The sequence below is a fragment of the Flavobacterium sp. Flavsp81 genome, from assembly GCF_059491325.1.
Map to the genome: position 1 here is coordinate 2,998,679 of NZ_CP168505.1, position 26,181 is coordinate 3,024,859.

Annotated in this window: 13 protein-coding genes; 6 read left to right on the forward strand and 7 right to left on the reverse strand. The window is 33.8% G+C overall.

Annotated features, from left to right (window positions below):
* Positions 1–64: 64 nt before the first annotated feature.
* A complete protein-coding gene (locus ACEN92_RS12555) occupies positions 65–2,944 on the reverse strand; it encodes a triple tyrosine motif-containing protein (RefSeq protein ID WP_495638708.1) in 2,880 nt (959 codons plus the stop codon).
* Between the two features lie 320 nt (positions 2,945–3,264).
* Here ACEN92_RS12555 and ACEN92_RS12560 point away from each other — a divergent pair, with 320 nt between their 5' ends.
* From ACEN92_RS12560 to ACEN92_RS12585, 6 genes are all read left to right on the forward strand, one after another.
* Positions 3,265–6,351 carry a SusC/RagA family TonB-linked outer membrane protein gene (locus ACEN92_RS12560; RefSeq protein ID WP_495638709.1) on the forward strand — a complete coding sequence of 1,029 codons (3,087 nt, stop codon included), beginning with the start codon at positions 3,265–3,267 and terminating at the stop codon, positions 6,349–6,351.
* 28 nt (positions 6,352–6,379) lie between these two features.
* On the forward strand, positions 6,380–7,924 hold the full coding sequence (locus ACEN92_RS12565; RefSeq protein WP_495638710.1) for a RagB/SusD family nutrient uptake outer membrane protein: 1,545 nt from the start codon (positions 6,380–6,382) through the stop codon (positions 7,922–7,924).
* A 231-nt stretch (positions 7,925–8,155) separates the two neighbouring features.
* The gene (locus ACEN92_RS12570; RefSeq protein WP_495638711.1) at positions 8,156–9,616 is read left to right on the forward strand and encodes a glycoside hydrolase family 30 protein; all 1,461 of its coding nucleotides are present in this window, start codon (positions 8,156–8,158) and stop codon (positions 9,614–9,616) included.
* 117 nt (positions 9,617–9,733) lie between these two features.
* Complete coding sequence (locus tag ACEN92_RS12575) at positions 9,734–11,992, forward strand: glycoside hydrolase family 3 N-terminal domain-containing protein (RefSeq protein ID WP_495638712.1); 2,259 nt, start codon at positions 9,734–9,736, stop codon at positions 11,990–11,992.
* 272 nt (positions 11,993–12,264) lie between these two features.
* Positions 12,265–13,104 (forward strand): endonuclease/exonuclease/phosphatase family protein, encoded by an 840-nt coding sequence (locus ACEN92_RS12580; protein ID WP_495638713.1) that lies wholly within the window; start codon positions 12,265–12,267, stop codon positions 13,102–13,104.
* Positions 13,104–15,332: a glycoside hydrolase family 3 N-terminal domain-containing protein gene (locus ACEN92_RS12585; RefSeq protein ID WP_495638714.1), complete on the forward strand. Its 2,229-nt coding sequence runs from the start codon at positions 13,104–13,106 to the stop codon at positions 15,330–15,332. The genes ACEN92_RS12580 and ACEN92_RS12585 overlap by 1 nt, the downstream gene beginning before the upstream one ends.
* A 43-nt stretch (positions 15,333–15,375) precedes the next feature.
* Here ACEN92_RS12585 and ACEN92_RS12590 read toward each other — a convergent pair whose 3' ends face one another.
* The 6 genes from ACEN92_RS12590 to ACEN92_RS12615 form a co-directional block, all read right to left on the reverse strand.
* Positions 15,376–18,006, reverse strand: a complete 2,631-nt coding sequence (locus ACEN92_RS12590; protein WP_495638715.1) for a DUF7619 domain-containing protein — start codon at positions 18,004–18,006, stop codon at positions 15,376–15,378.
* A 122-nt stretch (positions 18,007–18,128) separates the two neighbouring features.
* Positions 18,129–20,678, reverse strand: a complete 2,550-nt coding sequence (locus tag ACEN92_RS12595) for a sodium-translocating pyrophosphatase (RefSeq protein WP_495638716.1) — start codon at positions 20,676–20,678, stop codon at positions 18,129–18,131.
* A 108-nt stretch (positions 20,679–20,786) separates the two neighbouring features.
* On the reverse strand, positions 20,787–21,317 hold the full coding sequence (locus ACEN92_RS12600; RefSeq protein ID WP_192186149.1) for an inorganic diphosphatase: 531 nt from the start codon (positions 21,315–21,317) through the stop codon (positions 20,787–20,789).
* A gap of 133 nt (positions 21,318–21,450) precedes the next feature.
* Positions 21,451–22,050 carry a DNA-3-methyladenine glycosylase family protein gene (locus tag ACEN92_RS12605; protein ID WP_495638717.1) on the reverse strand — a complete coding sequence of 200 codons (600 nt, stop codon included), beginning with the start codon at positions 22,048–22,050 and terminating at the stop codon, positions 21,451–21,453.
* A gap of 209 nt (positions 22,051–22,259) precedes the next feature.
* On the reverse strand, positions 22,260–24,761 hold the full coding sequence (locus ACEN92_RS12610; protein ID WP_495638718.1) for a DUF5686 family protein: 2,502 nt from the start codon (positions 24,759–24,761) through the stop codon (positions 22,260–22,262).
* Between the two features lie 68 nt (positions 24,762–24,829).
* Positions 24,830–25,807 carry a pyruvate dehydrogenase complex E1 component subunit beta gene (locus ACEN92_RS12615; RefSeq protein ID WP_007804867.1) on the reverse strand — a complete coding sequence of 326 codons (978 nt, stop codon included), beginning with the start codon at positions 25,805–25,807 and terminating at the stop codon, positions 24,830–24,832.
* Positions 25,808–26,181 lie beyond the last annotated feature (374 nt).

Below are 26,181 nucleotides of genomic sequence, written 5' to 3' on the forward strand. Positions count from 1 at the left end.
TATTTTACTATATGGCAATAAAACTCCGAAGGACAATTTTTTGAGATAAATGTTTTTTGAAACATTAAATACTCATCAAAAAACCAATAAGGTTTTCTTTCTTATTCAGACCCAGTTTTTTTCTTAATCGATATCTCGCCAATTCTACCCCACCATTGGATATATTCATGATTTCGGCAATTTCCTTGGTTGACATATTCATCAATAAATAGGTTGATAAATCTAATTCCCTTGGCGAAATTGTTGGATATTTCTCTTTTAATCTTTTTAGAAAATCAAAGTGTACATTTTTAATGTGTTTTTCTAAGTCTTTCCAGCTTTTATCGGTATTGACTTCTTTTACGATACTTTTATGAAGTTTATTGAATTCGAATTTTGTGTTATCGTCCAAAATATTGGTATCGATGTCTTTAAGTTTATGAATGATTCCGTTTAAAACTTTGTTTTTCTTTACTACCTGCAAAGAATTATTTACCAGTTCCTTATCTTTTGCCAGAATTTTAATTTGAAGTTTATCACTTTTTAGTTTTTCAATTTCTTTTTCGAGTTCATGCTGCTCATGTCTGATTTTAGATTCTCTTTCCAGATACAAACGTCTTTGCTCAATAGTTTCATAATATTTATTTTTTCTGATTTTTAATTTAATTCTATTTGAAATGACATATATTCCCGTCAGAATTAATAATAAATAGAAAATATAAGCTAAAAAATGTCTGTACCACGGTGGTGAAATAGCAAACCTAATTTCGTTAATTTCAGACAGGACACCAAAACTGTTTTTAGTCCTTAATTTCATAACATAATTGCCTTCCCGTAAATTGGTATATTCCTTTATGGAAACTGAAGACCAGTTACGCCATGTATCTTCAAAAGGTTCCAGTTTATAGGAATAAGTAACGTTCTCCTGATTTTCGAAAGTTGGAGAAGAAAAAGTAAACTTAACATGATTGGCACTATAAGGTAAGCTGAATTGTTTTTCATTAATTTTTAAATTCCCCGTAATTATAGTATCTCCCGGAAAAGAAAAACTTTCAATAAAAGCAATAGGCTTTGTAATAAATTTATTTGAAATTGTAGCATCATAATGCGTTAATCCATCCGTTAATCCGATAAAAATATTCTTTGGATTTATTGTGTTTACAGATATATAGTTATTGACCAAGTTCCCTGTTAAATTAGAAAAAGGAGCTTCATTCCGTATATAGCTTCCATTACCTGATTTTTCCAGCACTCCCAAAGATTCATTAAAAGAGTACCATAAATTACCTTTAGAATCTTCAATCAATGTATTGATTACAGGGATATTTTTAAAAAGTCTGCCAATTTTTCTATCTTCAAAAAAGCCATCCTGTTCTTTAGAAAACCTATAAAAATGATTCTTAGTCTGAAAATAGATTTTATTATGAATTAACTGCAAACTTCCAATTCCTTTGTTTATTGCTGATACTTGTGTGTGCTTTTTTATAGATTCAAATTTTTTTAAGTCATCAGAAAGTTCCATTTGATATAAATACGGATTCTTTTTTAACCATAAATAATCATTATCCAGTTCAACTTCAAAAGTATTGGTGGTTTCATCAAAACCCTCAACCTGATTTACAAATTCAGCTTTACCGGACGCAATTTTAAAAATTGAAAAGCCATTATAACTTTCACCAATTGCATATTCAGGATGTTTTGGTATTTGTTTAAAGCCAAAGTATCCTTTAGTATCTAATATTTTTGAGACTCTGTTATGTTCTATAACTAAAGCTCCGCTGTTACTGGAACACAACAAAGTGTTATTTATGACCTGAACATTCCATGCCTGAGCAATTGTACCTTCGGCTCTTTTAAAAGGTTCGTCAACAAAAGAACCATTCCAGGGATGATAGAATAAGCCCTGATTTGTTGCTACGTACAAATTATTCTGATACAAAACTGATGCATAAACGGTTCCTATATTATAACTATAGTCAAAATAGGTAAAAGGGGAATTTTCATTTATAAATGTTATCCCATTATCAAGACCCAGCCAGATATTATCTTTATTATCAACAAAAGACGTTAAGATTGTATTGTTTTGAAGTCCTTTCTGGCGGTTTAAATGCTGAATTATTTTTCCATTCAAATCGCAAATTATGATACCATTTAATACTGAATTTAAAATGATAAACTTGTTTTTTATGATTGCACCACCCAGGGAAGTATTCTTTTTTATAAAACCATTTGCCTCAGTATTCCAGTCTCTTACTTTATTGTAGTCATATACAAAAAGGCCTTTTTCTAAAGTAGCAAGAAGAATTTTATTATCCGGTAACGGAAACATGGCCCAAATTTCTTTATCATTTAGAACAGTAGTACCTTTTAATGGATATAATTTTTGGTTTTTATATTCTAAAATACCCAATACTTTATCCTGAAAAAAAAGACGATTGTTTACCAGAAAGGAAAATTGAAACTTTCTTGGGGCATCAACAATATTCAATTTATTATTTTTATAAAACAGCGCTTTGGTAAAAGACTGAAAAATTACTTCTCCTTTAAAAATATGAATCCTCCATATTAAATTTATATTTTGACTATCCTTTTTAGCGATTAGTTTCGAAAGCGAAAAATATTTTAATTCCCCTTTTTCATTTGCTTTAAAATAACCGAATTCGTTATTGCCTCCAACAAAAATTTTCCCTGAATTATCAATTTTCAAACTTCTGATTGCAGTATTATTTGGCAAAGAATATTTACGCCATGTAGATCCGTCAAATTGTATTAATCCACTATTATTTGCAAAATAAATATTTCCGTTTTTATCCTGATCAATACTCCAATTTTGTGTCCCCCCTTTATACTCTGTTCTTTTATAATTTTTAATATTCGGCATTCCTATGTCTTTGACCTGACATAAACCGTCAAAAGTGAAGAAAAAAAATGTAAGAATGCAAAAAAATTGTTTTATGGGTTTCATGTACTTGATTATAATTCATTTTAACAGTAAATATCACACTTATTAAAACCCGCACTATCAGCAGGCTAAGAGCAAAAGGCCAGATATTTTGATTTATAATAAATGTAGTGTTTTTTTTGAATAATTAACATTATTGTAACAATATAAAATAGCTATTAACTAACTATTAATCAATTCATTAAAATTTTCATGATGTGTTTTTGTAAAGTAAATAATTATAGTTTGATGTGTTTTTGTAAGGATTAAAAAATGTAAATACCAGAAATTTAATTTTATTATTGCATCAAATTACTAATTAATTAACCAAAATTTTTAGAAAAATGAAATTAACAAAATTACTTATTTTTTGTATTTCATCTCTATTGTTCTCAGTTATCGCAACGGCACAAGATATTACTGTAAATGGAACAATAAGTGATGAAAGCGGGCTACCCGTCCCAGGCGCAACAATTTTAATCAAAGGCACGAGCAAAGCAACTGCTTCTGATTTTGATGGAAAATTTCAAATAAATGTTCCTTCAAACGGAACTTTAACAATTAGTTTTGTAGGATATAATACCGTACAGGAAGCCGTAAACGGAAGAACTAAAATTGAAATTAGATTAAAACCGGAATCTCAAAACTTAAATGAAGTCGTAGTAGTAGGATATGGAACTCAAAAGAAAAGTGTCGTTACCGGTGCAATTTCTTCAATAAAAGCTGAACAAATTGCAAATTTATCAGTTGGTCTGTCTACACAAGTACTACAAGGACAAGCTGCCGGTGTAACTGTTATGGCACAATCAGGAGCTCCTGGAGCAGGGGCAAAAGTTCGTATTCGTGGAGCCGGATCTAATGGCAACTCTGATCCTATATATGTAGTTGACGGAATGCGTACAAGCAATATCGACTTTCTTGATTCAAACGACATTGAAAAGCTGGAAATCTTAAAAGATGCAGCATCTGCAGCTATTTATGGAGCTGATGGTGGTAATGGTGTAGTAATGATTACGACTAAAAAAGGTAAATCAGGATCAATGAAAGTTACTTACAGCAATCAATTTGGTTTTCAGTCTTTAAGAACGAAATTAGATATGATGAATGCTGATCAGTATGTTCAATGGATAGACGAAACAAAACCTGCAGGAAACAGACCAAGTGTAGCTGAATGGAAAGGCAAGGAAGGAACAAACTGGATTGATGAAGCAGCTGAAGATGCAGCACCAATGCAACATCATACACTTCAGCTTGCCGGCGGAAATGAGGTCTCCACTTTTTTACTTTCAGGCAACTTTTTTACACAAGACGGTATTTTTGGAGGAGACAAAACCAATTTTAAGCGTACAACAGTAAGATTCAACTCCAATCATAAAGTAAGCAAATATTTAGAAGTTGGAGAAAATTTCTCGCTTTCAGTAAATAAACGTAAAGCTTTTACTGAGGATGACAGCTTTAATGGTATTATGAATCACGCCATGTTGATGGATCCTGTAACTCCAGTTTTTTATCCGAAAGGAACTGTATTACCTCAACATGTTCAGGATGCATTGGCAGCCGGAAGACCAATTCCAACTAATGCAAATGGTGAATATTACGGAATCTCTAATTATGTTGACGGAGAAATAGCCAATCCTATCGGACAAATTGCAATTGATCATGGACTAACACAAGAAACCAAAATTATTGGTAATGTATATGCCAACATTAAACCTTTTGAAGGATTTGTTTTTACAACTCGTTATGGTATAGAACAAGCATTCAACAATTATGATGACTGGACTCAAAAATACTGGTGGAATGCAACTAAGGAAAACACAACCAATAGTAAAACTTATAACCAGGGTATTTTTAAAACATGGCTTTTTGAAAACTTTATCACTTACAGCAAAACCATTAATAAACATGAATTTTCTGCGATGGTGGGTATGTCTGCACAAGACACTGAATATCGTTATTTGAATACACGTACAGCCGGTATGATTAAAGAAGGTGATGAATGGGCACCGGTTGGTGAAGCTCCTGTAGCAGGAACTGTATCAGGTAATATAACTCCTTCATCAATGAATTCATATTTTGGACGTCTTACTTATTCATTCGATAATAAATATTTATTCCAGGCTTCTTTGAGAAATGACAATTCTTCTCTTTTTGCACCGGATAAACGTGCCGGATACTTTCCTGCTGTATCAGCAGGCTGGATAATCTCAAATGAAGCATTTTGGCCAATTGAACAGATAAACCACTTAAAATTAAGAGCTTCCTGGGGTGAAAATGGATCTACGTCTAACATTGGAGCCGGTCAATGGAGAGCCCTTATTACAAAAGATGGTTTAAAATACCCTGACGCTCTTGGTAATTATCATCCAGTTGGAGAACTTAAGGTATTACCAAATGAAGATATAACCTGGGAAACTACTGAGCAAACAGATTTAGGATTTGATCTAAGAGCTTTTGACAACAGATTAACATTTGGTTTTGATTACTATAAAAAAGTTACGAGAGATTTATTAACTCCTTCTTCACCTCCTTTATCTACAGGTTATCCTGCTCCATATGCAAATGCAGGTGATGTAACAAATAAAGGTTTCGAGATCGAAGCAGGATGGAGAGAATCAAAACATCAATTAAAATATGGCATAAATGTTAATTTAACTACCATTAAAAACGAAGTAACCTATTTAAATCCATTACTTACAAGAGTTGATGGAGCCAGTCTTCCAGTATTAGGGACTGTAACTTCTTTTGAATTAGGACAACCGGTTTGGTATTTTAGAGGATATAAAACAAATGGTATTTTCCAGAATCAGGCACAAGTAGATGCCTATAAGACATCATTGGGAAATGTTACATCCTGGAATCCCACACCTGGCGAAGCTATAGTGGTTGATACTAATGGTGATGGTGATATCACTGATCAGGACAAAACATACATTGGAGATCCTCATCATGATTTAGTAATTGCAACAACTATTGACTTTGAATACAAAGGTTTTGATCTTAAATTTTTTGTTCAGGGGGCATTTGGAGGAGAAAACTTCTTAGCATTAGCCAGAGTTGATAACCCGAAGTCAAATCGCCCATCATTCTTTTACACTGACAGATGGACAGGAGAAGGAAGTACTAATAGTTTCCCAAAAGCTTCTTATAGTGACCCAATTCTTTACACAAGTGATTTAATGGTTCAGGATGCATCCTATGTTAAAATCAAACAAATACAATTAGGATATAATTTCAAATCAGAATTATTAGATCAAATTAAGGTATCCAACTTAAGAATATATATTTCACTTGATGATTATTTCACATTTACAAAGTACAAGGGAATTGATCCTGAAGTAGGAAGTTTTTCAAATAACTCACAAGGTATTGACAGAGGTTTGTATCCAAATGCCAGCCGTCTCATGACAGGATTGTCAGTAACATTTTAATTCAAGACGAATAAAAAAATAAATAACGATGAAAAAATTAATTTATAAAATATCATTTCTTGCAGGACTGGCTATTATGCTGATCTCCTGTGCAGACGATTTCTTAGATCAGCCGGTTTATGGTGTCCTGCCTGCTGATGATTATTTCAAAACCGAAGAAGAACTTCAGGAAGGCGTGCTTTCATGCTATGACGTTTTACAATGGGCATATGCTGCTGACTGGAATTCAATGTATGTTGTAAAATCATTTCCTTCAGATGAAACACACGCTGGAGGTGGTTCAGATGGTGATCAGCCGCCATACCAACAATTAGACGATTTTTCTTATACGGCTGAAAACAAACCAATTGAGCATTCTTTTAAAGCTATGTATTTCGGTGTTATGAGAGCTAATGCAATTATAAATATTGCAAAAGACGATACTCCGGTGAAAAAGCAAATGATAGCTGAAGCCAAAGCTTTAAGAGCCTTTTTTTACTTTGAATTAGTCTCAATGTGGGGAGGCGTTCCATTAAGATTAAAAATTCCAACAGCATCTGAATTTGCAATGGCAAAATCGACACCTGAAGAAATTTATACACAAATACACAAAGATCTGGACGAAGCAATTCCGAATCTGCCTAAAAAAAGTGAATACTCTGCCGCAATGCGTTTTAGAATGTCAAAAGGTGCTGCACAGGCTATAAAAGGAAAAGCTTATTTATATCAAAAGAAGTATCCTGAATCAGCCGATGCATTTGAGGATGTTATTGCTTCAAATGAATATGATCTTGCTGCTGATTATTCAAAACTGTTTTTAAAGGAATCAGAATATGGAATAGAATCTTTATTTGAAATTGGCTACGTTACTTCTGCAGGCTATGATTGGGGAAATTTCCAATGGGGAGGAAATCGTGCGATGGAAAATAATGTTAACTGGCAATTGATGGGACCCAGAGCGGCTAGTTTTGTAGCAGGAACTTCAGGACTTCTGCCTGGCTGGGGATTTAATTATCCAACAGCTAAAATGGGAGATGCTTTTAATGCAGAAGGCGATATGGTTAGAAAAAATGCGTCAATATTATCAGTAGCAGATCTTAGATCAAAATACGGCGGTGACTGGACAGAAGACTGGACAATCCCTAACCCTGTATGGGGAATGGAGGGTTACTTTAGGCTAAAATATGGTTCTTTGGCTTCTGAAACGGGTACACCTGTTGGCGAATTAAACTATGGAACAAATGTAAGATTAATTAGATATGCTGATGTCCTGTTAATGGCAGCAGAAGCAAATCTTTTAGCAGGAAATGTTTCAACTGCACAAGGTTATTTTACTAAAGTACGTGACAGAGTAGACTTACCTGTTAAAATTGTTACTCTTGACGCGATCAAAACCGAAAGAAGATTAGAGCTTGCATTTGAAGGATTTAGATTTCTGGATTTAATTCGTTGGGGTGACGCTGCAACTGTCCTTAAAAATCAAGGATTTAAGAAGAACAGTAACTTTGCGGATAAACATAAATTATATCCAATACCTGCTGCAGAAATTCTTAACAATAATAAAATGACGCCGAATCCGGGTTGGGGTAATTAAGCTCTGAATTAAAATCAGTGAATGAATTGTTATTCACAAAAGATATTTCTCTGCAAAAACATGAAAAATACATTCACTTAATAATTGTGGATTATTTTAAGTTAAGTTTTAAGTTAAGTTTGGTTGTTAGTATAGCCCATCTTCTTTATGATTATGGGCTATTTTTTAAAATCAATTCTGAATTTAAAAATGAATTTTAAATCTAAGTTTTAATTATTTAAAACATATACAATGAAAAAAATTGGCTTTATTATTACTTGTTTATGTTTTTCTTCTACATTGTTTTCACAAACGAAGAGCCAAAAACAACAACAGGAATTCTCTGCTAAAAATAAAAAAATCACAGTTTACACTACAGCTGAAAATTCAAATTTAAAATTAACTTCTACCGATAATTTAGTATTCTCTGCCTCTAAACAGCCTTTAGAAACTGAGACTTCTGTATTTGTGGAACCCTCAAAAAAATTCCAGAAATTTATAGGAATTGGTGGTGCCGCAACCGATGCCAGTGCTGAAGTTTTTGCAAAACTATCAAAAGAAAAACAAACTGAATTTTTGAATGCCTACTATGACAAACAAAAAGGAATTGGCTATTCATTGCTCAGAACAACGATACAAAGTTCAGATTTTAGCAGTGGAAGTTATTCTTATATCAAAGAAGGAGATAAAGATTTGAAGACTTTTTCTATTGAGCATGACAAACAATACCGCATCCCGTTAATAAAACAAGCCATAAAAACAGCTGGTGGAAAATTAACCACATATGCTGCACCCTGGTCGCCAAATGCTTTTATGAAAAGCAATAATAATGTTTTGAAAGGCGGAACATTACTGCCTGAGTATTACCAAACATGGGCTAATTTTTATGCTAAATTTATAAAAGCTTACGAAAAAGAAGGAATTCCGATTTGTGGAACCTCAACCCAAAACGAACCAATGGCGGTTCAAACCTGGGAATCCTGCATCTATACTGCAGAAAACGAAAGGGATTTCATAAAAAATTACCTGGGTCCAACTTTGAGAAAAGAAAAACTCAATAATGTAAAAATTATAATTTGGGATCATAATCGTGATTTAATGAATCAAAGAGCGAATGTTATTTACTCTGATCCGGAAGCTTCAAAATATGTTTGGGGCATGGGTTTTCACTGGTACGAAACATGGTCGGGAGGTATGCCAATGTTTGATAACGTTAAAAAAGTACATGAAGCTTATCCTGATAAAGGTCTTTTATTTACCGAAGGCTGTGTCGAAAGATTTGATGCTGCAAAATACCAGTTCTGGCCAAATGCAGAAAAATACGGCACCGCAATGATAAACGATTTCAATAACGGAACAAATGGCTGGACTGACTGGAATATACTTTTAGATCAAAATGGAGGTCCAAATCATGTGGGGAATTTTTGCTTTGCACCAATCCATGCCGATACAACTACGGGAGAATTAATTTACACTCCGTCCTATTATTATATTGGACATTTCTCAAAATTCATTCATTTGGATGCAGTTCGTATCAGTTCGGCAGTAAGCAAAAGCAATCTGTTAAGCACTTCATTTCTAAATACTGACGGAACTGTGGTTACAATTGTAATGAATCAGACTGATAAAGAAATAAATTACAATCTTATTATAGCTTCTGAAAAAACACTAATTAAAATACCTCCGCACGCTATACAAACCTTAGTTTATTAAAGGTTTTATCTTACAAAAACAATATCTTGTACGATAATGGCAGCTTAAGGTCAATTTAATTTGAACAATAAATTATTCTAAATAATGATTTGTTTCAATCTTAATTAAAATTACAAAATGAAAAATACAATTTTGCTGGTATTTGCTTTCTCCATTTGTGGAACAGTATGGGGCCAGGTAAATAAAAAAACTGAGATTGACGCTAAAGTTTCAGAGTTACTTTCAAAAATGACTCTCGAAGAAAAAGTGGGCCAAATGACTCAGATTACCGTAACCATTTTTGAAGACCCAAAAAGACCTGGTTATTTTGATCCTTCAAAATTAAAGCAGGGAATTCAGGACTATCATATAGGTTCTATTTTAAATGTGCCAAATCCTGGTGCGCCAACATTAAAAAAGTGGCAGGAAACCATGGCTGCAATTTCTAATGAGGCAAATAAAACAAGGCTTAAAATTCCGGTTTTATATGGTATCGATGCCATTCACGGAGCAAGTTACACAACCGGTGCGACTTTGTTTCCACAGCAAATAGGATTAGCAGCAACATTCAATACCGATTTAGTAAAACGTGGTGCCGAGATTTCTGCTTACGAAACCAGAGCTTCTTCAATTCCCTGGGTTTTTTCTCCGGATTTAGATTTTCCAAGAAATCCTGCCTGGTCAAGAATGTGGGAATCCTTTGGGGAAGATGCCTATCTGTCGTCAAAAATGGCGATAGCGTTGGTTGATGGTTTTGAAGGAAATAATGTAGGTTCAAAATACAGTGTAGCTTCCTGTATGAAACATTATATTGGTTACGGAAGTACAACAACCGGAAAAGACAGAACCCCAAGTATCATCCCGGAACGTTTGTTACGACAATACGATTTAACGATTTACGAAGCTGCCATTAAAGCCGGAGCTAAAAGTGTTATGGTAAGTTCCGGAGAAATAAATGGAACTCCCGTACATGCGAGCAAACATTTAATTACTGATATATTAAAAAATGAATTGGGCTTTCAGGGAGTTGTAGTAACCGACTGGAAAGACATTATCTATCTAAATACAAGACATAAAGTAGCTGAAACCAAGCGTGATGCCGTAAAAATTGCAGTTATGGCCGGAATCGATATGAGTATGGTTCCTGAAGAATTTTCTTTTTATACTGATTTAATTGATTTAGTTCAAAAAGGCGAAGTACCAATGTCAAGAATCGATGATGCCGTTACGCGAATTTTAAGAGTGAAATTCGAATTGAATTTATTTCAGAATGCAGTAGCGAATTTAAAGGATTATCCAAAGTTCGGTTCTCCGGAACACATTCAGGAAGGTTACAAAACAGCTGCCGAATCGATTACTTTATTAAAAAATACAACTGCAGTCCTGCCTCTAAATAAAAATGAAAAAGTACTAATTACAGGTCCTACAGCGAATAGCATGAAATACCTGAACGGTGGCTGGTCATACACCTGGCAGGGTGAAAATTCAGATACTTATGCTGCTGATAAATTAACTATTTTAGAAGCTTTTCAAAGCAAATTGGGAAAAGACAATGTATTTTATACACTAGGCGCTGATCTTGAAAAAGAAGATGATTCTGCTATCGAAAAAGCTATTGAATTAGCAAAAAATGCTTCCAAAATAGTTTTATGTTTAGGCGAGAAAAATTACACTGAAACTCCGGGTGATATCAGTAATATTTACATGAGTGATTCGCAAATCAAATTGGCATTGGCCTTAGCCAAATTAAACAAACCGATTATTTTAGTTTTAAACGAAGGAAGACCAAGATTAATCAGTGATTTCGAAGACAAAATGAGCGCTGTTATTCAGTGTTATCTTCCCGGAAATGAAGGAGCCAGAGCTTTGGTCGATATTATTTACGGTGATGTAAACCCTAGCGGGAGATTACCTTATAATTATCCGAGATATCCAAATTCTTTAGAAAAATACAATCGAAAATATACGGAAAGCATTTCTGAAGGTGAACAAAATGATGATGCCAAATACGAAAAAAGCTATTTGCCACAGTATGAATTCGGAACAGGATTATCCTATACCACTTTTACATATTCTAATTTAAAAATTGATAAAACTGAAATCAATTCCAGCGATGAAGTCAATGTTTCAGTAGAAGTTACAAACTCTGGTAAAAAAGCCGGAAAAGAGTCTGTTTTATTATACCTGTCTGATAATTTTGCAAGTATCACACCTGAGTTCAAAGCTTTAAAAAGATTTGACAAAATTAGCTTAGAACCGAACGAAACCAAAACAGTAAATTTCACACTGAACCAAAAAGATTTGCAATTTGTGAATGAAGACTTAAAATGGATTTCTGAAAAAGGGACATTTACAATTCAGGTTTCAAACCTGAAAAAAGATTTTTATTTGAAATAAAAAGTGATCGTGAGAAATAACAATTTTTAATCTGGTCTCAAGACCATGTTAAATTCCATTTCATTTTTTTGCTACGGGTTTCATGAATTTTTCACAACTTGATTTGTGTCCTTTTTATGAAACTCGTTATTTTTTAGAATATAGTTTCATTTAGAAATCGAAAAATCAATATTAACAGAAAGATAAAGTCAACAATTAATTATTTTGTTACATTAGTTTTTCTCATGAAATCCCTAAAACATTGGATGCTTTCTAAATTAAAATTATTTTATATGAAAAAATTTAATGTCCTGTTTTCCATTTTAATGATGCTTTTTATCAGCAACTCATTTTATAGTCAAAACTTAAAAATCATGACCTATAATATTCGACTTGATATTGCTTCTGACGGAGAAAATGCATGGCCAAACCGAAAAGATTTTTTTACTTCTCAAATTCAGTTTTACAGCCCGGATATTTTTGGAGTTCAGGAAGCAACCCCAAACCAGGTTGTTGATATAGCTTCGGCTTTGCCAGATTACAACAAATTTGGAATAGGAAGAGAAGCTGAAGGAAAAGGCGAAGCCTGTACTGTTTATTATAAAAAAAGCCGTTTTAAAATACAGCAATCAAATACATTTTGGTTATCTGAAACCCCAAATATTGTTTCAAAAGGCTGGGATGCCGCTTGCAATCGAATTTGCACATATGGATTGTTTGAAGATTTAAAAACAAAAAATTTATTTTGGGTTTTTAACACTCATCTTGATCATATTGGTAATGAAGCGAGAGTCAAAGGTGTTCAATTGATTTTGTCAAAAATAAAAGAAGTGAATACTAAGAAATATCCTGTGATTTTTATGGGTGATTTTAATTCAGAACCAGATACACCACAAATTGCCGAAGTAAAAAAAGTAATGAATGACACGAGAGAGGTATCAAAAGAAAAACCATTTGGCCCTTCAGGTACTTTTAATAATTTCAAACATAACGAACCTGTAACACTCTTAATAGATTATATTTTTATTTCTAAAAACAGCAATTTTAAAGTTCTGAAACATGCAGTTTTGAGCGATGCCATAAATTTAAAATACCCATCAGACCATCTTCCGGTTTTTATCGAAATTAACTAATGAAAAAAACAATAACACTTATTTTGCTGTCCATCTCTTTTTTTGGATTAGCCCAACAAGAAACAATCGATCAAAAAGTAAATGCCTTATTGAAAAAAATGACCCTTGAAGAAAAAATAGGCCAGCTTAATCAATACACAGGCGATAATTCGGCAACGGGTCCAATTACAATAAATCCAAATAAACAAGCCGAAATAAAAGCAGGCTTAGTGGGTTCGATGCTAAATGTTATCGGAACAAAATATACCAGACAATATCAGGAACTGGCGATGCAGTCACGTCTTAAAATTCCGTTGTTGTTTGGTCAGGATGTAATTCACGGATACAAAACAACTTTCCCGATTCCGTTAGCAGAAGCTGCCAGTTGGGATTTACAAGCGATTGAATTGGCTGCCAGAATTGCCGCTACAGAAGCATCTGCAAGTGGAATTCACTGGACATTTGCCCCAATGGTAGATATCGCCCGTGACCCACGCTGGGGAAGAGTAATGGAAGGTGCCGGAGAAGATACTTACTTGGGTTCTAAAATTGCCTATGCAAGGGTAAAAGGTTTTCAGGGAAATAAATTGGGCGACTTAAATTCTGTTATGGCCTGTGTAAAACACTTTTCCGCTTATGGCGCCGCAACAGGCGGAAGAGATTATAATTCTGTTGACATGAGCGAAAGGATGTTATTTGAAACCTATTTGCCTCCTTTCAAAGCTGCTCTTGATGCCGGTGCTGCAACATTCATGAATTCATTTAATGATTTGAATGGAATCCCTGCAACCGGAAATGCACATTTGCAACGTGATATCTTAAAAGGAAAATGGAACTTTCAGGGATTTGTAGTTTCAGATTGGGGTTCTATCGGAGAAATGGTCGCACACGGTTATTCAAAAGATTTAAAAGCTGCGGCACTTTCTGCAATTACAGCTGGTAGCGATATGGATATGGAAAGTAATGCCTACCGTTATAATCTGGCTGAATTGGTGAAAGAAGGCAAACTTTCTGTTGATTTGATTGATGATGCGGTAAAACGTATTCTTCGTAAAAAATTCGAATTAGGATTATTTGAAGATCCATACCGATATTCAGATGAAAAAAGAGCTGAAAAAGCTTTAAACAATCCTGAAAACAGAAAAGCAGCGCTAGAAGTAGCCGAAAAAAGTATCGTTTTATTAAAGAATGATAACCAAACATTACCCCTTTCTAAAAACCTGAAAACAATTGTATTCATCGGGCCAATGGTTAAAGAATACAAAGCTAATATGGGATTCTGGTCAGTTGAATTACCAGATGTAGATTACGATAAATGGGTAGTTTCGCAATGGGATGGTTTACAGAATAAAGTGGGTAAAAAAACAAAATTGCTTTACGCCAAAGGCTGTGAAGTTGACGGAGATAATAAAGATGGTTTTGCCGAAGCCATTGCAATTGCCAAACAAGCCGATGTTGTTATTTTGAGCATCGGAGAAAGACGCGACATGAGCGGTGAAGCCAAAAGCCGAAGCGATCTTCATATACCGGGAGTTCAGGAAGATTTGGTAAAGGCAATTCAGGCAACAGGAAAACCCGTTGTAGTTTTGATAAACGCAGGAAGGCCTCTTATTTTTAACTGGACTGCAGATAATGTGCCTGCAATTGTTTACACCTGGTGGCTGGGAACAGAAGCCGGCAACGCTATTGCGGATGTTCTGTTTGGAGATTATAATCCTTCCGGGAAATTGCCCATGACTTTTCCGAGAGAAGTGGGTCAGATTCCAATTTATTACAATCATTTCAGCACCGGAAGGCCAGCTCCAAATGAAGACGCAAACGGTTATGTTTCCGCTTATATCGATTTAAAAAACTCCCCTAAATTTCCTTTTGGATATGGATTAAGCTATACAAAATTCAATTATAGTGCCTTGAAATTATCTTCAGCTAAAATGAAGGATAATGAAACCATTAAAGTTTCTTTTCAATTATCAAATGTTGGAAAAGTTGCCGGAGAAGAAGTAATTCAGTTATATCTAAAAGATAAATTCGGATCTGTTGTAAGGCCGATTTTAGAACTAAGGGATTTTCAAAAAGTAAAATTAAATGCCGGAGAATCTAAAACTATAGAATTCACAATTGACAAAGAAAAACTTTCTTTCTATAATGATAAATTACAGTGGACAGCTGAATCCGGTGATTTTGAAGTTATGATCGGAGCTTCATCAGCAGATATTAAACTAAAATCTAAGTTTGAATTAGTAGATTAAAAAAAGAAAATGCCTCTAAAAATTTAGAGGCATTTTCTTTTTTTTAATTCTTGATAAATTTGGCACTTGAACTTCCTTTATCTGAAATTATCTTTATAAAATAGGTTCCTGTTTTAAGATCAGAAGCATCAATTTTAGCATTAAGATCAGGTTTTGGAATTGCAATAATTAATCTTCCCAAAATATCATAAATCGCTAAAGAGTGTATTTGTATAACCTGAGAAGAATTAATATTTAAAGTGTTTTTTACAGGATTAGGATACAATGTAAAATAATTTGAAAATATAAAATCATCATTACCCAGATTTATCACTTTAAAAGTCGAACTGGCTTTATTAGTCAGGATTGGGAAATTATAATCAAAATATATATTAGCTTCATTTGTAAACGTATTTCCCACTTTTAACGTAGATTTAGTTTTAATTTTAAAAGCGATATAACCATCATTATTTGCGTCATCAAAAGGAAGGTTTATGTTTTCAAAAATAAATTCAACCTGTTTTTCATATAAAATTCTACTCACAAAAGGATGGCTGGAATTAAGCGGAACTAAAGTTGTTACATCAAATTTCGAGGTATCAATAATATCTTTTACAACAATATTTTGAGCCATATAATTTCCTGTGTTCTCAAAACGAATTAAATAGTGAATATAATTACCTATTAGATCTGCAGTAACAACAGATCCTTCCAGACATGTTTTATCATTTGGATCGTATGAGCCTACAACTGCCTGATGCAAATCGAACGAGTTATCATGCGGATTTTCATCTGTTTTCTGGGTCGTAATTAAAGAAGAAAAACTCAAAACGTCGCCATTGTTGACGGCAGGTGTTTCGGTTGGTGTATTTAAATTTAAAGTAAATATAATTTCTCTTTTTTCAAAAGGCTTTAAATTATCAAACTTCCAAGAAAGATTATTTAGACTCTGATTTAAAAGATTTTGATTTGCTGATATAAAATCCATAATGGCATCATTAAATTTTAAATTGACGATACCAGATTCTGTAGTATTTCCTTTATTTGTAAATATAATTTTGTATTTAGCATCAAAACCAGGCCGGGATACCGTGATTGGCACTAAAATGATTTCTAAATCAGTTTTAGTACCATTTGGAGTAATACAGAAATCCTGCACATAAGCATTTCCTTTATCTGAAAATGTAACATTAATCGACAAAGGTGAAATAGTAAAATAATCCTTATTTTCTAAAACTGGTGTTATTTTATAATTTCCGATTGATGCCGGTAGAAAATAATTTCCAGTTCCGTTAGCAATAAAACTGCCTGAAGTACCCCCCCCATCTGCCACTGTAAATTTTAAATTTGGAAAAATATTATCTAACGCATCACAGCCATTTAGATTTGCATCATACTTAACTAATCCTTTTATAACATTAAAGTCTCCTTCGGGAGTAAAAGAACAGTAATTATTAATCTCACAATTTATGGTACCATATATCCCCATATGCTGCTTCAGATAGTACGCTTGCGAATTGTCTGTGCAAATGTATTTCAAACTGGAATTTAGCTGAATTCCAAAATACACATTATCCCATTTATTGTAATTTGTCAGAACAGAACTGCCTTTCATAAATAAACTAACCAGATTTCGGTTGTTACTGCAAAATAAATAATCTAATTTACTAAGACCGCTGACATCAAGTGTATTTAATTTATTACTGCTACAGTTTAAGTAAATAAGTTTTTTGGAGCTATTGACCTGTAAATCTTCAATCAAGTTCGCGTTACAGGACAAACTTCCAAGATTTTCTAAACCCGTAAGATCTAAGGCCTTAAGAGAATTAAAATCACAAGCTATACCTGTCAGGCTCTTTATTCCCTTAACGTTCAGAGAAGACAGCTGATTATTGGAACATTCTAAACGCAAAAGACTATCCAAACCTGAAATATCTAATGAAGTAAGTTTATTATATCTGCAGTTTAAATCAACAAGTTTTATTAAGCCCGATAAATTTAATGATTCCAAAGCACTTTCTTTAAAATCAATTTCTGTAAGATTTGTTGCTCCCAATAAATTTACTGAGGTAAGATTTCCACACCAATAAGCGTATAGAACACCTAATTTATTCAAATTGCTTACATTTAAAGATGTTATTTTGTTATTATTTCCACAATTTAAATATTCAAGATCTCTGGATAAAGTAAAATCTAAATTATTGATTAGATTACCATAACAAAATAATTTTTGCAAACTCTTTAATTTACTTATATCCAAGGAAGTAATTTGATTATTATAACAATTTAACAATTTTAAGTCAACCAAATTGTCAATTTTTAAAGATTCTAGTTTATTTTGTGAACAGTCTAGTTCTTCCAAAAAAGGTGAATTTGTTAAATCCAGAGAAGTAATATTATTGTTCTGGCATTCTAAAAATCTAAGATTTGGAAATTTAGAGATCCCTTCTAATGATGAAATCATTGATTCACCATTAACCTTTTTTAATGTTAATGAACTAATGTTTAACGCTTCACTTTCTTGAATTTCTCCATCGTGATTGGTATCAATTGTTTCAATTGAATTCCCAGCTAAATCTTTCGGTGAAGAAAAATACAAAATAATCCTTTTAAAAACTGGATCAGGAATGTTTACAATTTGGGCTTCGCTAAAAAACGAAACCAATAAAAATAGAACAGTGTAAAGTTTTCTCATAAATTTAATTTAAGGCACGAATATATAGATTTATTCTTAGCCTTTTCTGACTAATTAAAAGTTTGAAAAATAAAAAATGCCTCCAAAAAATTGGAGGCATTTTTTTACAAGAACAATACATTCTATTTCACTGCTTCAACTTTAGCTTTTACCTCAGCTTCAGTTCCTTCAAAAACTTCTGTCGTAGTTTTTCCGTTTTCGGTTTTCGTTACTGTTCCAACCGTAACGCCATTTGCTGTAGACAAATTAACCTCAACACGGTTTTTATCATATTTTCTGGTATCAAAACAATCTGTTTTTTGATGAGTATATTTTCCTTTTGCATCAAAGTGAGCTAAGCATTTTGCAGTTTCTTCGGCTGTACAGCCTTTTTCTTTGCACATTTTAATACATTCTTCTTTTGTCATTCCTGACATATCTCCACATTTGGAAACTCCGCCAGCATGCATTTCCATTTTACAGCATGAACCTTTTTCGATCATAGCTGAAGACGAATGGCCTTCTCCTAAAATTGGCGCAATTACCAAACCAATCAGGCAAGTCAATTTGATTAAAATATTCATAGATGGCCCTGAAGTATCTTTAAACGGATCTCCAACTGTATCACCAGTTACCGCAGCTTTGTGTGCATCAGAACCTTTATATGTCATTTCGCCATTAATCATCACCCCTGCTTCAAAAGATTTCTTGGCATTGTCCCACGCACCTCCGGCATTGTTTTGAAAAACTGCCCAAAGTACTCCGGAAACGGTAACTCCGGCCATATAACCTCCTAACATCTCAGCAATTAACTGATTATTATCAGCATAAACTAATTTACCTAACAACACAATTGCAATCGGGAAACCAATTGTCAAAATTCCAGGCAGCATCATTTCGCGCAAAGCAGCTTTTGTTGAAATTTCAACACATTTTCCGTATTCCGGTTTTCCGGTTCCTTCCATAATTCCCGGAATTTCCTTAAACTGACGACGTACTTCATATACCATGTCCATCGCGGCTTTTCCAACAGAATTCATGGCCAATGCCGAGAAAACTACCGGGATCATTCCGCCCACAAATAACATTGCCAAAACTGGCGCTTTAAAAATATTGATTCCGTCAATTCCGGTAAAAGTTACATACGCTGCAAATAATGCTAACGAAGTTAAAGCTGCAGAAGCAATTGCAAAACCTTTTCCGGTTGCTGCAGTTGTATTTCCTACTGAATCTAAAATATCAGTTCTGGTACGCACTTCTTTTGGCAATTCACTCATTTCTGCAATTCCTCCGGCGTTGTCTGAAATTGGCCCGAAAGCATCAATTGCCAATTGCATGGCTGTAGTTGCCATCATTGCAGAAGCTGCCAAAGCAACGCCGTAAAATCCTGCCAAAGCATATGAAATCCAGATTGCCGCAGCAAATAATAATACTGTTGGAAAAGTAGAAATCATTCCGGTAGCTAAACCTGCAATAACGTTTGTTCCTGCACCGGTTGATGATTTTTGCACAATAGCCATTACTGGTTTTGTACCTAATCCTGTATAATATTCCGTTACGGATGAAATTGCACCGCCGACTACCAATCCGACTAAGGTGGCATAGAAAACACGCATAGATGAAATATCTTTAGAGCCTTCGCCAAAAAAGGTCATCTGCATCGTTTCCGGAAGCATATGCTGTACTAAAAAGAAACAGGCAACTGCAGTTAAAACAATCGAAACCCAGTTTCCTATATTTAATGCTTTTTGCACTTGTGCTTCTTTAGCATTATCATCCGATATTTTTACTAACATGGTTCCGATAATGGAGAATAAAATTCCGAAACCGGCAATTGCCATAGGGAGTAAAATTGGGCCAATTCCTCCAAAAGCATCCTGAATATTACCTCCCATATCTTTGATTACGTAATTTCCTAACACCATAGCTGCCAGTACTGTTGCTACATAAGAGCCAAATAAATCAGCTCCCATACCCGCTACATCACCTACGTTGTCTCCAACATTATCAGCAATTGTTGCCGGATTACGTGGATCATCTTCCGGGATTCCGGCTTCGACTTTACCTACTAAATCAGCTCCGACATCGGCAGCTTTTGTGTAAATTCCGCCACCTACCCTGGCAAACAAAGCAATTGATTCTGCACCCAGTGAAAATCCGGCCAATGTTTCAAGAACAACGGTCATCGTTTCTGTATCTTTCCAGACTCCGCCTGAAAACAGATTAAAGAAAATTATAAAAAAAGTTGTCAGGCCTAATACTGCCAAACCTGCAACACCTAAACCCATTACGGTTCCTCCGCCAAAAGAAACTTTTAAAGCTTGCGGCAAACTTGTACGTGCTGCCTGAGTGGTTCTAACGTTTGTTTTTGTTGCAATTTTCATTCCCATATTTCCTGCTAACGCCGAAAAAAATGCTCCAAAAATAAATGCAACTACTATTAATAAATGTGTTTTAACTCCCGGAATAAAAGTAATTCCGGCTAATGCAATACTTGCAATAATTACAAAGATTGTCAATAATTTGTATTCTGCTTTTAAAAAGGCGAGCGCCCCTTCGTAAATGTGATCTGAAATCTCTTTCATTTTGCCATCACCAGCATCTTGTTTTAAAACCCAAGTCCTTTTTATTCCCATGAAAAGTAATCCAATAATTGCCATAACAATTGGCAAGTAAATCATAAATGCATTCATATTTTAATGGTTTTGGTTAATAGTCAACAAACTAACAAAACGAATTTAAACAAAAAAGCAATACTCCTGACGGGGTATTGCTTTTTTTATAAAATATGAAGGCAAAAATTATTTAATACTAAATAATCCTTCCGGTTTATTCTCAATATCTTCAAAACGTTTAGTACATTCAGCAATAATTGCAAATGCTTCGTTTACGTCTCCCCATCCTTCAACATCTACTTTTTTGTTTTCAAGATCTTTATAAACCTGGAAGAAATGCTCAATTTCTTTCAATAAGTGTCCGTTAATATCGGATAGGTCATTTAATGAATTCCAGATTGGATCTGAAACTGGTACACAAATAATTTTTTCGTCCGGTCCTTTGTCATCAGCCATATGGAAAACACCAATTGGTTTGACTTCTATAACACATCCAGGGAAAGTTGGTTCGTTTATCAAAACCAGTACATCAAGAGGATCACCGTCAAGAGCTAAAGTTTCCGGAATAAATCCGTAATCTGCCGGGTACATCATTGAAGAGAACAACATTCTGTCGAAACGCATTCTTTTGATTTCAAAATCGTACTCATATTTATTTCTGCTTCCTCTTGGTATTTCGATTAATACATCGAAAGTTGTTAGTTTGTCTGCGGTCATTTTCGTTTTTTATTATTTCTATAATTGCGATTGCAAAAGTAACCCAAAGAATCCTTTTTTACAATGAAAAAAACACATTAATCTATACCTTTTATTGATTAATTAATATAGTTTCCTTTTATATAACAGAGAGTTAATATGTAATTTTTCGATTTCGCTTATTTAAGTAATAATGCCACAGCAAATAGGTGGCATAAGATCGATATGGACTCCATTGTTGCGCATAAATTTCCATCTCGTGTTTGTCATGAATATCAAGTAATTCTTTGATTGTATTTATAACTGCAATATCACCAAGCGGAATCAAATCCGGCTCCTGTAAACAAAACATGAGGTAAATATCGATAGTCCAATTCCCGATTCCTTTTAACTTTATGAGCTCTTCCCGAACTTGTTTTGCCGATTTTGCGGATAAACTTTCAATGTCTAATTCTTTGCTTAGAACTGCTTCAGAAAGAATTTTGATATATTTTGTTTTTTGGCGGCTTACTCCTAAAGTCCGAAACTCTTCATCCGGTAAAACTGCCATTGTTTCCGGATTACAAATTGTATGTGCTTTTATTTTTAAAAAGGTGGCTTTCGCCGAATCTATAGAAACTTGTTGTTCCAGAATTAGCAATACTAATGTTTCAAAACCCTGAGGACGTTTGGGAATTGGAGGTAATCCATATTTCTCAATGATTTCCTGAAATATTGGATTTTTGGTTAATAGAAAATCGATAGCCTCTTGCATAACGTAATTTTTAGCCCCGATAAAAGTGGAAATCCTTTTGTTTTTTTCTTTAAAAAATAAAAGATGGAACGAATAGCGGGAATAGCTTCTAAAATTAAATAAAAAAGAATCCCGCAAAGCGCAGAGACGCAAAGAATTTAAAAACTTAGCGACTTGGCGTCTTGCGAGATTATTAAAAGTTTGAGCTTTACTTAATCTTATTAAAATCTTTAGAAGTAGAATCCGAAAGATCCTTTTACGGCAAATTTAGCGGCATCAGGCATATCTAAGTAATTTCCTCTCCATGAAAAATCGATTCGGAATACTTTAAAAATATTTCCGATTCCGGCATTGTATTCCCAATATACTTTTTCCGGTGCATTATATGGCAGTCCTGAAGCATTAATGGCTCTATTGTCATCAGAAATAGTTCCGTAAACACCTTTTACACCAACAAATTCACGCCAGTTTAGTTTTCGCATAAATGGGATTCTGGCAAATAACCTTCCTCCAAAATCATGATTCCATTGTAAAGTTGCGTACTCATCTGATATAAACTCATAGAAATTTAAATTACTAAAAGTATTATCTATAGTAAAATAGGTCTGGTTTCCGGGAATTACACTCATTAATCCCAACGGAATTGTACCAAAGGTTTTTCCGGTTTCCAGAATAATATTTGATCTGCCCAAAGGTCCGATAACAATAGGCTGTTTATAGTACAACTGCACTTTTTCGTAAGCGAAATCACTTTTTAAAACTCCTTTAAGGCCATAACTAAAATTAATAAAGAAATGACTGAACGGACTATCAACCAAATCTCGTTCTACCCCAAAACCGATAGTTTTGCGGTTTGGCATAAATTCAAATTGAATATTAGCTTCTGATTGGATTACTTTACCTTCCACAATTCCCGCAGGATTTGCTATGGTAGGCAAAGTCGTGTAATAATCTAAACTAAAAGTCTTTGAAGCCGATTCTAATGTTCGATAAGAAAATCCTGCCTGGACAATAAAATTCTTCATTGGTTCCATTTCAAAAGAAACGCTGCTCAAATTAATATTCGTTAATTTTCCGTTGCTGCCTGATGTAAATAAAGCTGATGAAGCAAAACTTCGTCCTAAAATATCATTTGTTGTGGTTAAACTAGCCCCAATTTGCTCTATATCCCGTCTGTTTCCTCCCGAAATAATGAAACGTTTTTTCTTGTCGACCATCCATTTCCCGGAAACTCCGTATTTAAATTTATTATCGTCAAAACCATAAGCTGTATAAGCCTGCACACGCCATGGATCATTTGGTCCGAAATAGGTTCGCCCTCCTACACGTACTCGGAAGCCCTCTACTTCATTATAACCAAACGTGGAAAAAATAGGTCCGTAATCAAAGTTTTTAAATTCAACATAACCGCTTCCTAAAATCGAAACTAAATTATAAAGCTGTTTAAATTTCTTGACAGTTTGCAGAGTATCCAGCATTTTATAAATCCCGGCTTCGTCTTTATTTAATTTTTCGAAGCGATTTTCAGTCCAAAACTCATCGGGCCTATTATAAACTGCGTTGTCTATAAAATTGACTTCTTCCTTATAAAATTTCTCAGGTTTCTGAATGTTAAATTTATGATCTCTGTAAAGCGTAGTTCTTTTTCCGTAAACTCCCTTTGATTTTTCTTTTTTATTTAAAGCAAAATCCGACATCATGTAATCTCGGGTCAATAGAAAAACCGAATCGTTTTGTACTTCAAATTCCTGCTCGATATAAATATCTTTTACCCAGTTAATATTGGCGCTTTTGGTAACACCCATATTTATTTTTTTGATAGCAAAAGTGGTATCGTTTACCCAAAAATCTCCTTTAAAAGTCAACTCGTTTTTCCGTCTTGGATAAAAAACAATATTATAACACCATTTTTTATCAATAAATGCACTGTCTTTTAATACATAGTTATAAACATCAATTCCTGTTTTTGAAAGTGGGCTTGTAAAACTTTTATCAAAAAACTTCAGGTGATTGTCGTAAATATTATAATCAGAATAAAGATCTTTTACAAAAGATAAAATTTGTTGATTTCCATTAAACCCGGAGGTTTTGCTTGCTGTAATATTCTCTTTGGTTTTCTTTAATTTGTTATCGCCATAAACATCGTATAACGATTCATTGATGAAGATTGGCAAATAAGTTTTTCCTGTAACATCAGAAGTATCAATATGATTGAAGACAAACTCCATTCCTTTAAAGAGTTTATTTTTCATGAAAGCGCTGTCAATCGTATTCATATCAAACTCGACTTTCTCGTATTTCTTCATTTGATATTGATTGAACTGGTACAAACCGTTTTTACGCTTTCTTTCCCATATTTTTCTCAATATATCTAATGCCGGATTGTTTTTCTTGGATGTTTTTCCTGTAAAAATTACGACTTCATTTAGTACTTCAGGTTCATTTAAAACAATTTTAAAATTATAATTTACTGCTTTTTCTAAAGGAACTTCTTTATCTGAAAATCCTGCCGAGGTAACCAGCAAAGCAGTGTATGTATTTGAGGATTCCAAATAAAACCGTCCGTCTTCATTAGAAACTATTCCGGTATTTGAACCTTTGAAAACAATATTTGCAAATGGGATTGGCTGATTAGATTTATCTAAAACAATTCCGCTCACTTTTGTTTGTGCAAGGGCCTTATTTGCAAAAGCAAATATAAATAACAGACCAAGTAAAATTATTTTTTTCATAACGTGACAAAAAAAAAACTTCATCAATTAATATGACTGATGAAGTTTTATAAGTATTGTTTATTTGACTATTTGTACATTACTTTCTTTACTGCTTTAACTACATCAGCTGCATTTGGCAACCAGTCTTTTAGTAAAACAGGAGAGTAAGGAGCCGGAGTATCTGCTGTCGTGATACGCTGAATTGGCGCATCAAGAAAATCGAAAGCCTGCTCTTGTACAATATAAGTGATTTCAGAAGAAATACTTGCGAATGGCCATGCTTCTTCTAAAATTACCAAACGGTTTGTTTTTTTAACAGATTTTAAAATTGCTTCGTTATCCATTGGACGAACTGTTCTTAAATCGATAATTTCGCATGAAATTCCTTCTTTAGCCAATTCATCAGCAGCGATAAAAGCTTCTTTAATGATTTTTCCAAAAGAAACGATAGTTACATCAGTACCTTCACGTTTGATATCAGCTACTCCTAATGGAATCGTATATTCTCCGTCCGGCACTTCCCCTTTATCACCATACATCTGCTCAGATTCCATAAAAATTACAGGATCATTATCGCGAATTGCAGATTTTAAAAGTCCTTTCGCATCATAAGGTGTCGAAGGCACTATAACTTTAAGTCCCGGAGTATTAGCAAACCAGTTTTCTAAAGCTTGTGAGTGAGTTGCTCCTAATTGACCTGCAGAAGCAGTTGGTCCGCGAAAAACGATAGGCACATTAAATTGTCCTCCTGTCATTTGACGCATTTTAGCAGCGTTATTTATAATTTGATCAATACCAACTAAACAGAAGTTGAAAGTCATATATTCTACAATAGGACGACAACCATTCATAGCTGATCCTACTGCAATTCCTGTAAACCCAAGCTCAGCAATTGGAGTATCAATTACTCTCTTTTCACCAAACTCAGCAAGCATTCCTTTTGAAGCCTTGTAAGCTCCGTTATATTCTGCAACTTCTTCGCCCATTAAATATATGGATTCATCGTGACGCATTTCTTCACTCATCGCTTCGCAAATGGCCTCTCTAAATTGTATTGTTCTCATAGTTGTATTTTATGTTCTTTTTTCTGATGAGCAAAAATAAATATTTTAAATAACTTAAAAGCATAAATTGAATTTAAAATGACACTAACTTCTCACTATCTTTAGGTTTTAACTTTTTAAATTTTATTGTGATATTTACGAAATCGATATACAAGGCCATTTTGCTCACTCAAAAAAGATATTTCAGCACACAATCAATCTTATTTTGTTTTATTTTAAAAATTAATTAATTCTTTTTAAAAACGGAATAAATTAATAATGTAGTATAAATCAACTTCAGGTTTTATGGTTGAAATAAGTTTTTAAAAAATTGCAAATTTGTTAATAATCAATGCTAATGGTTTAAATTTTACTTTTGTATTCTGATGAAAAGA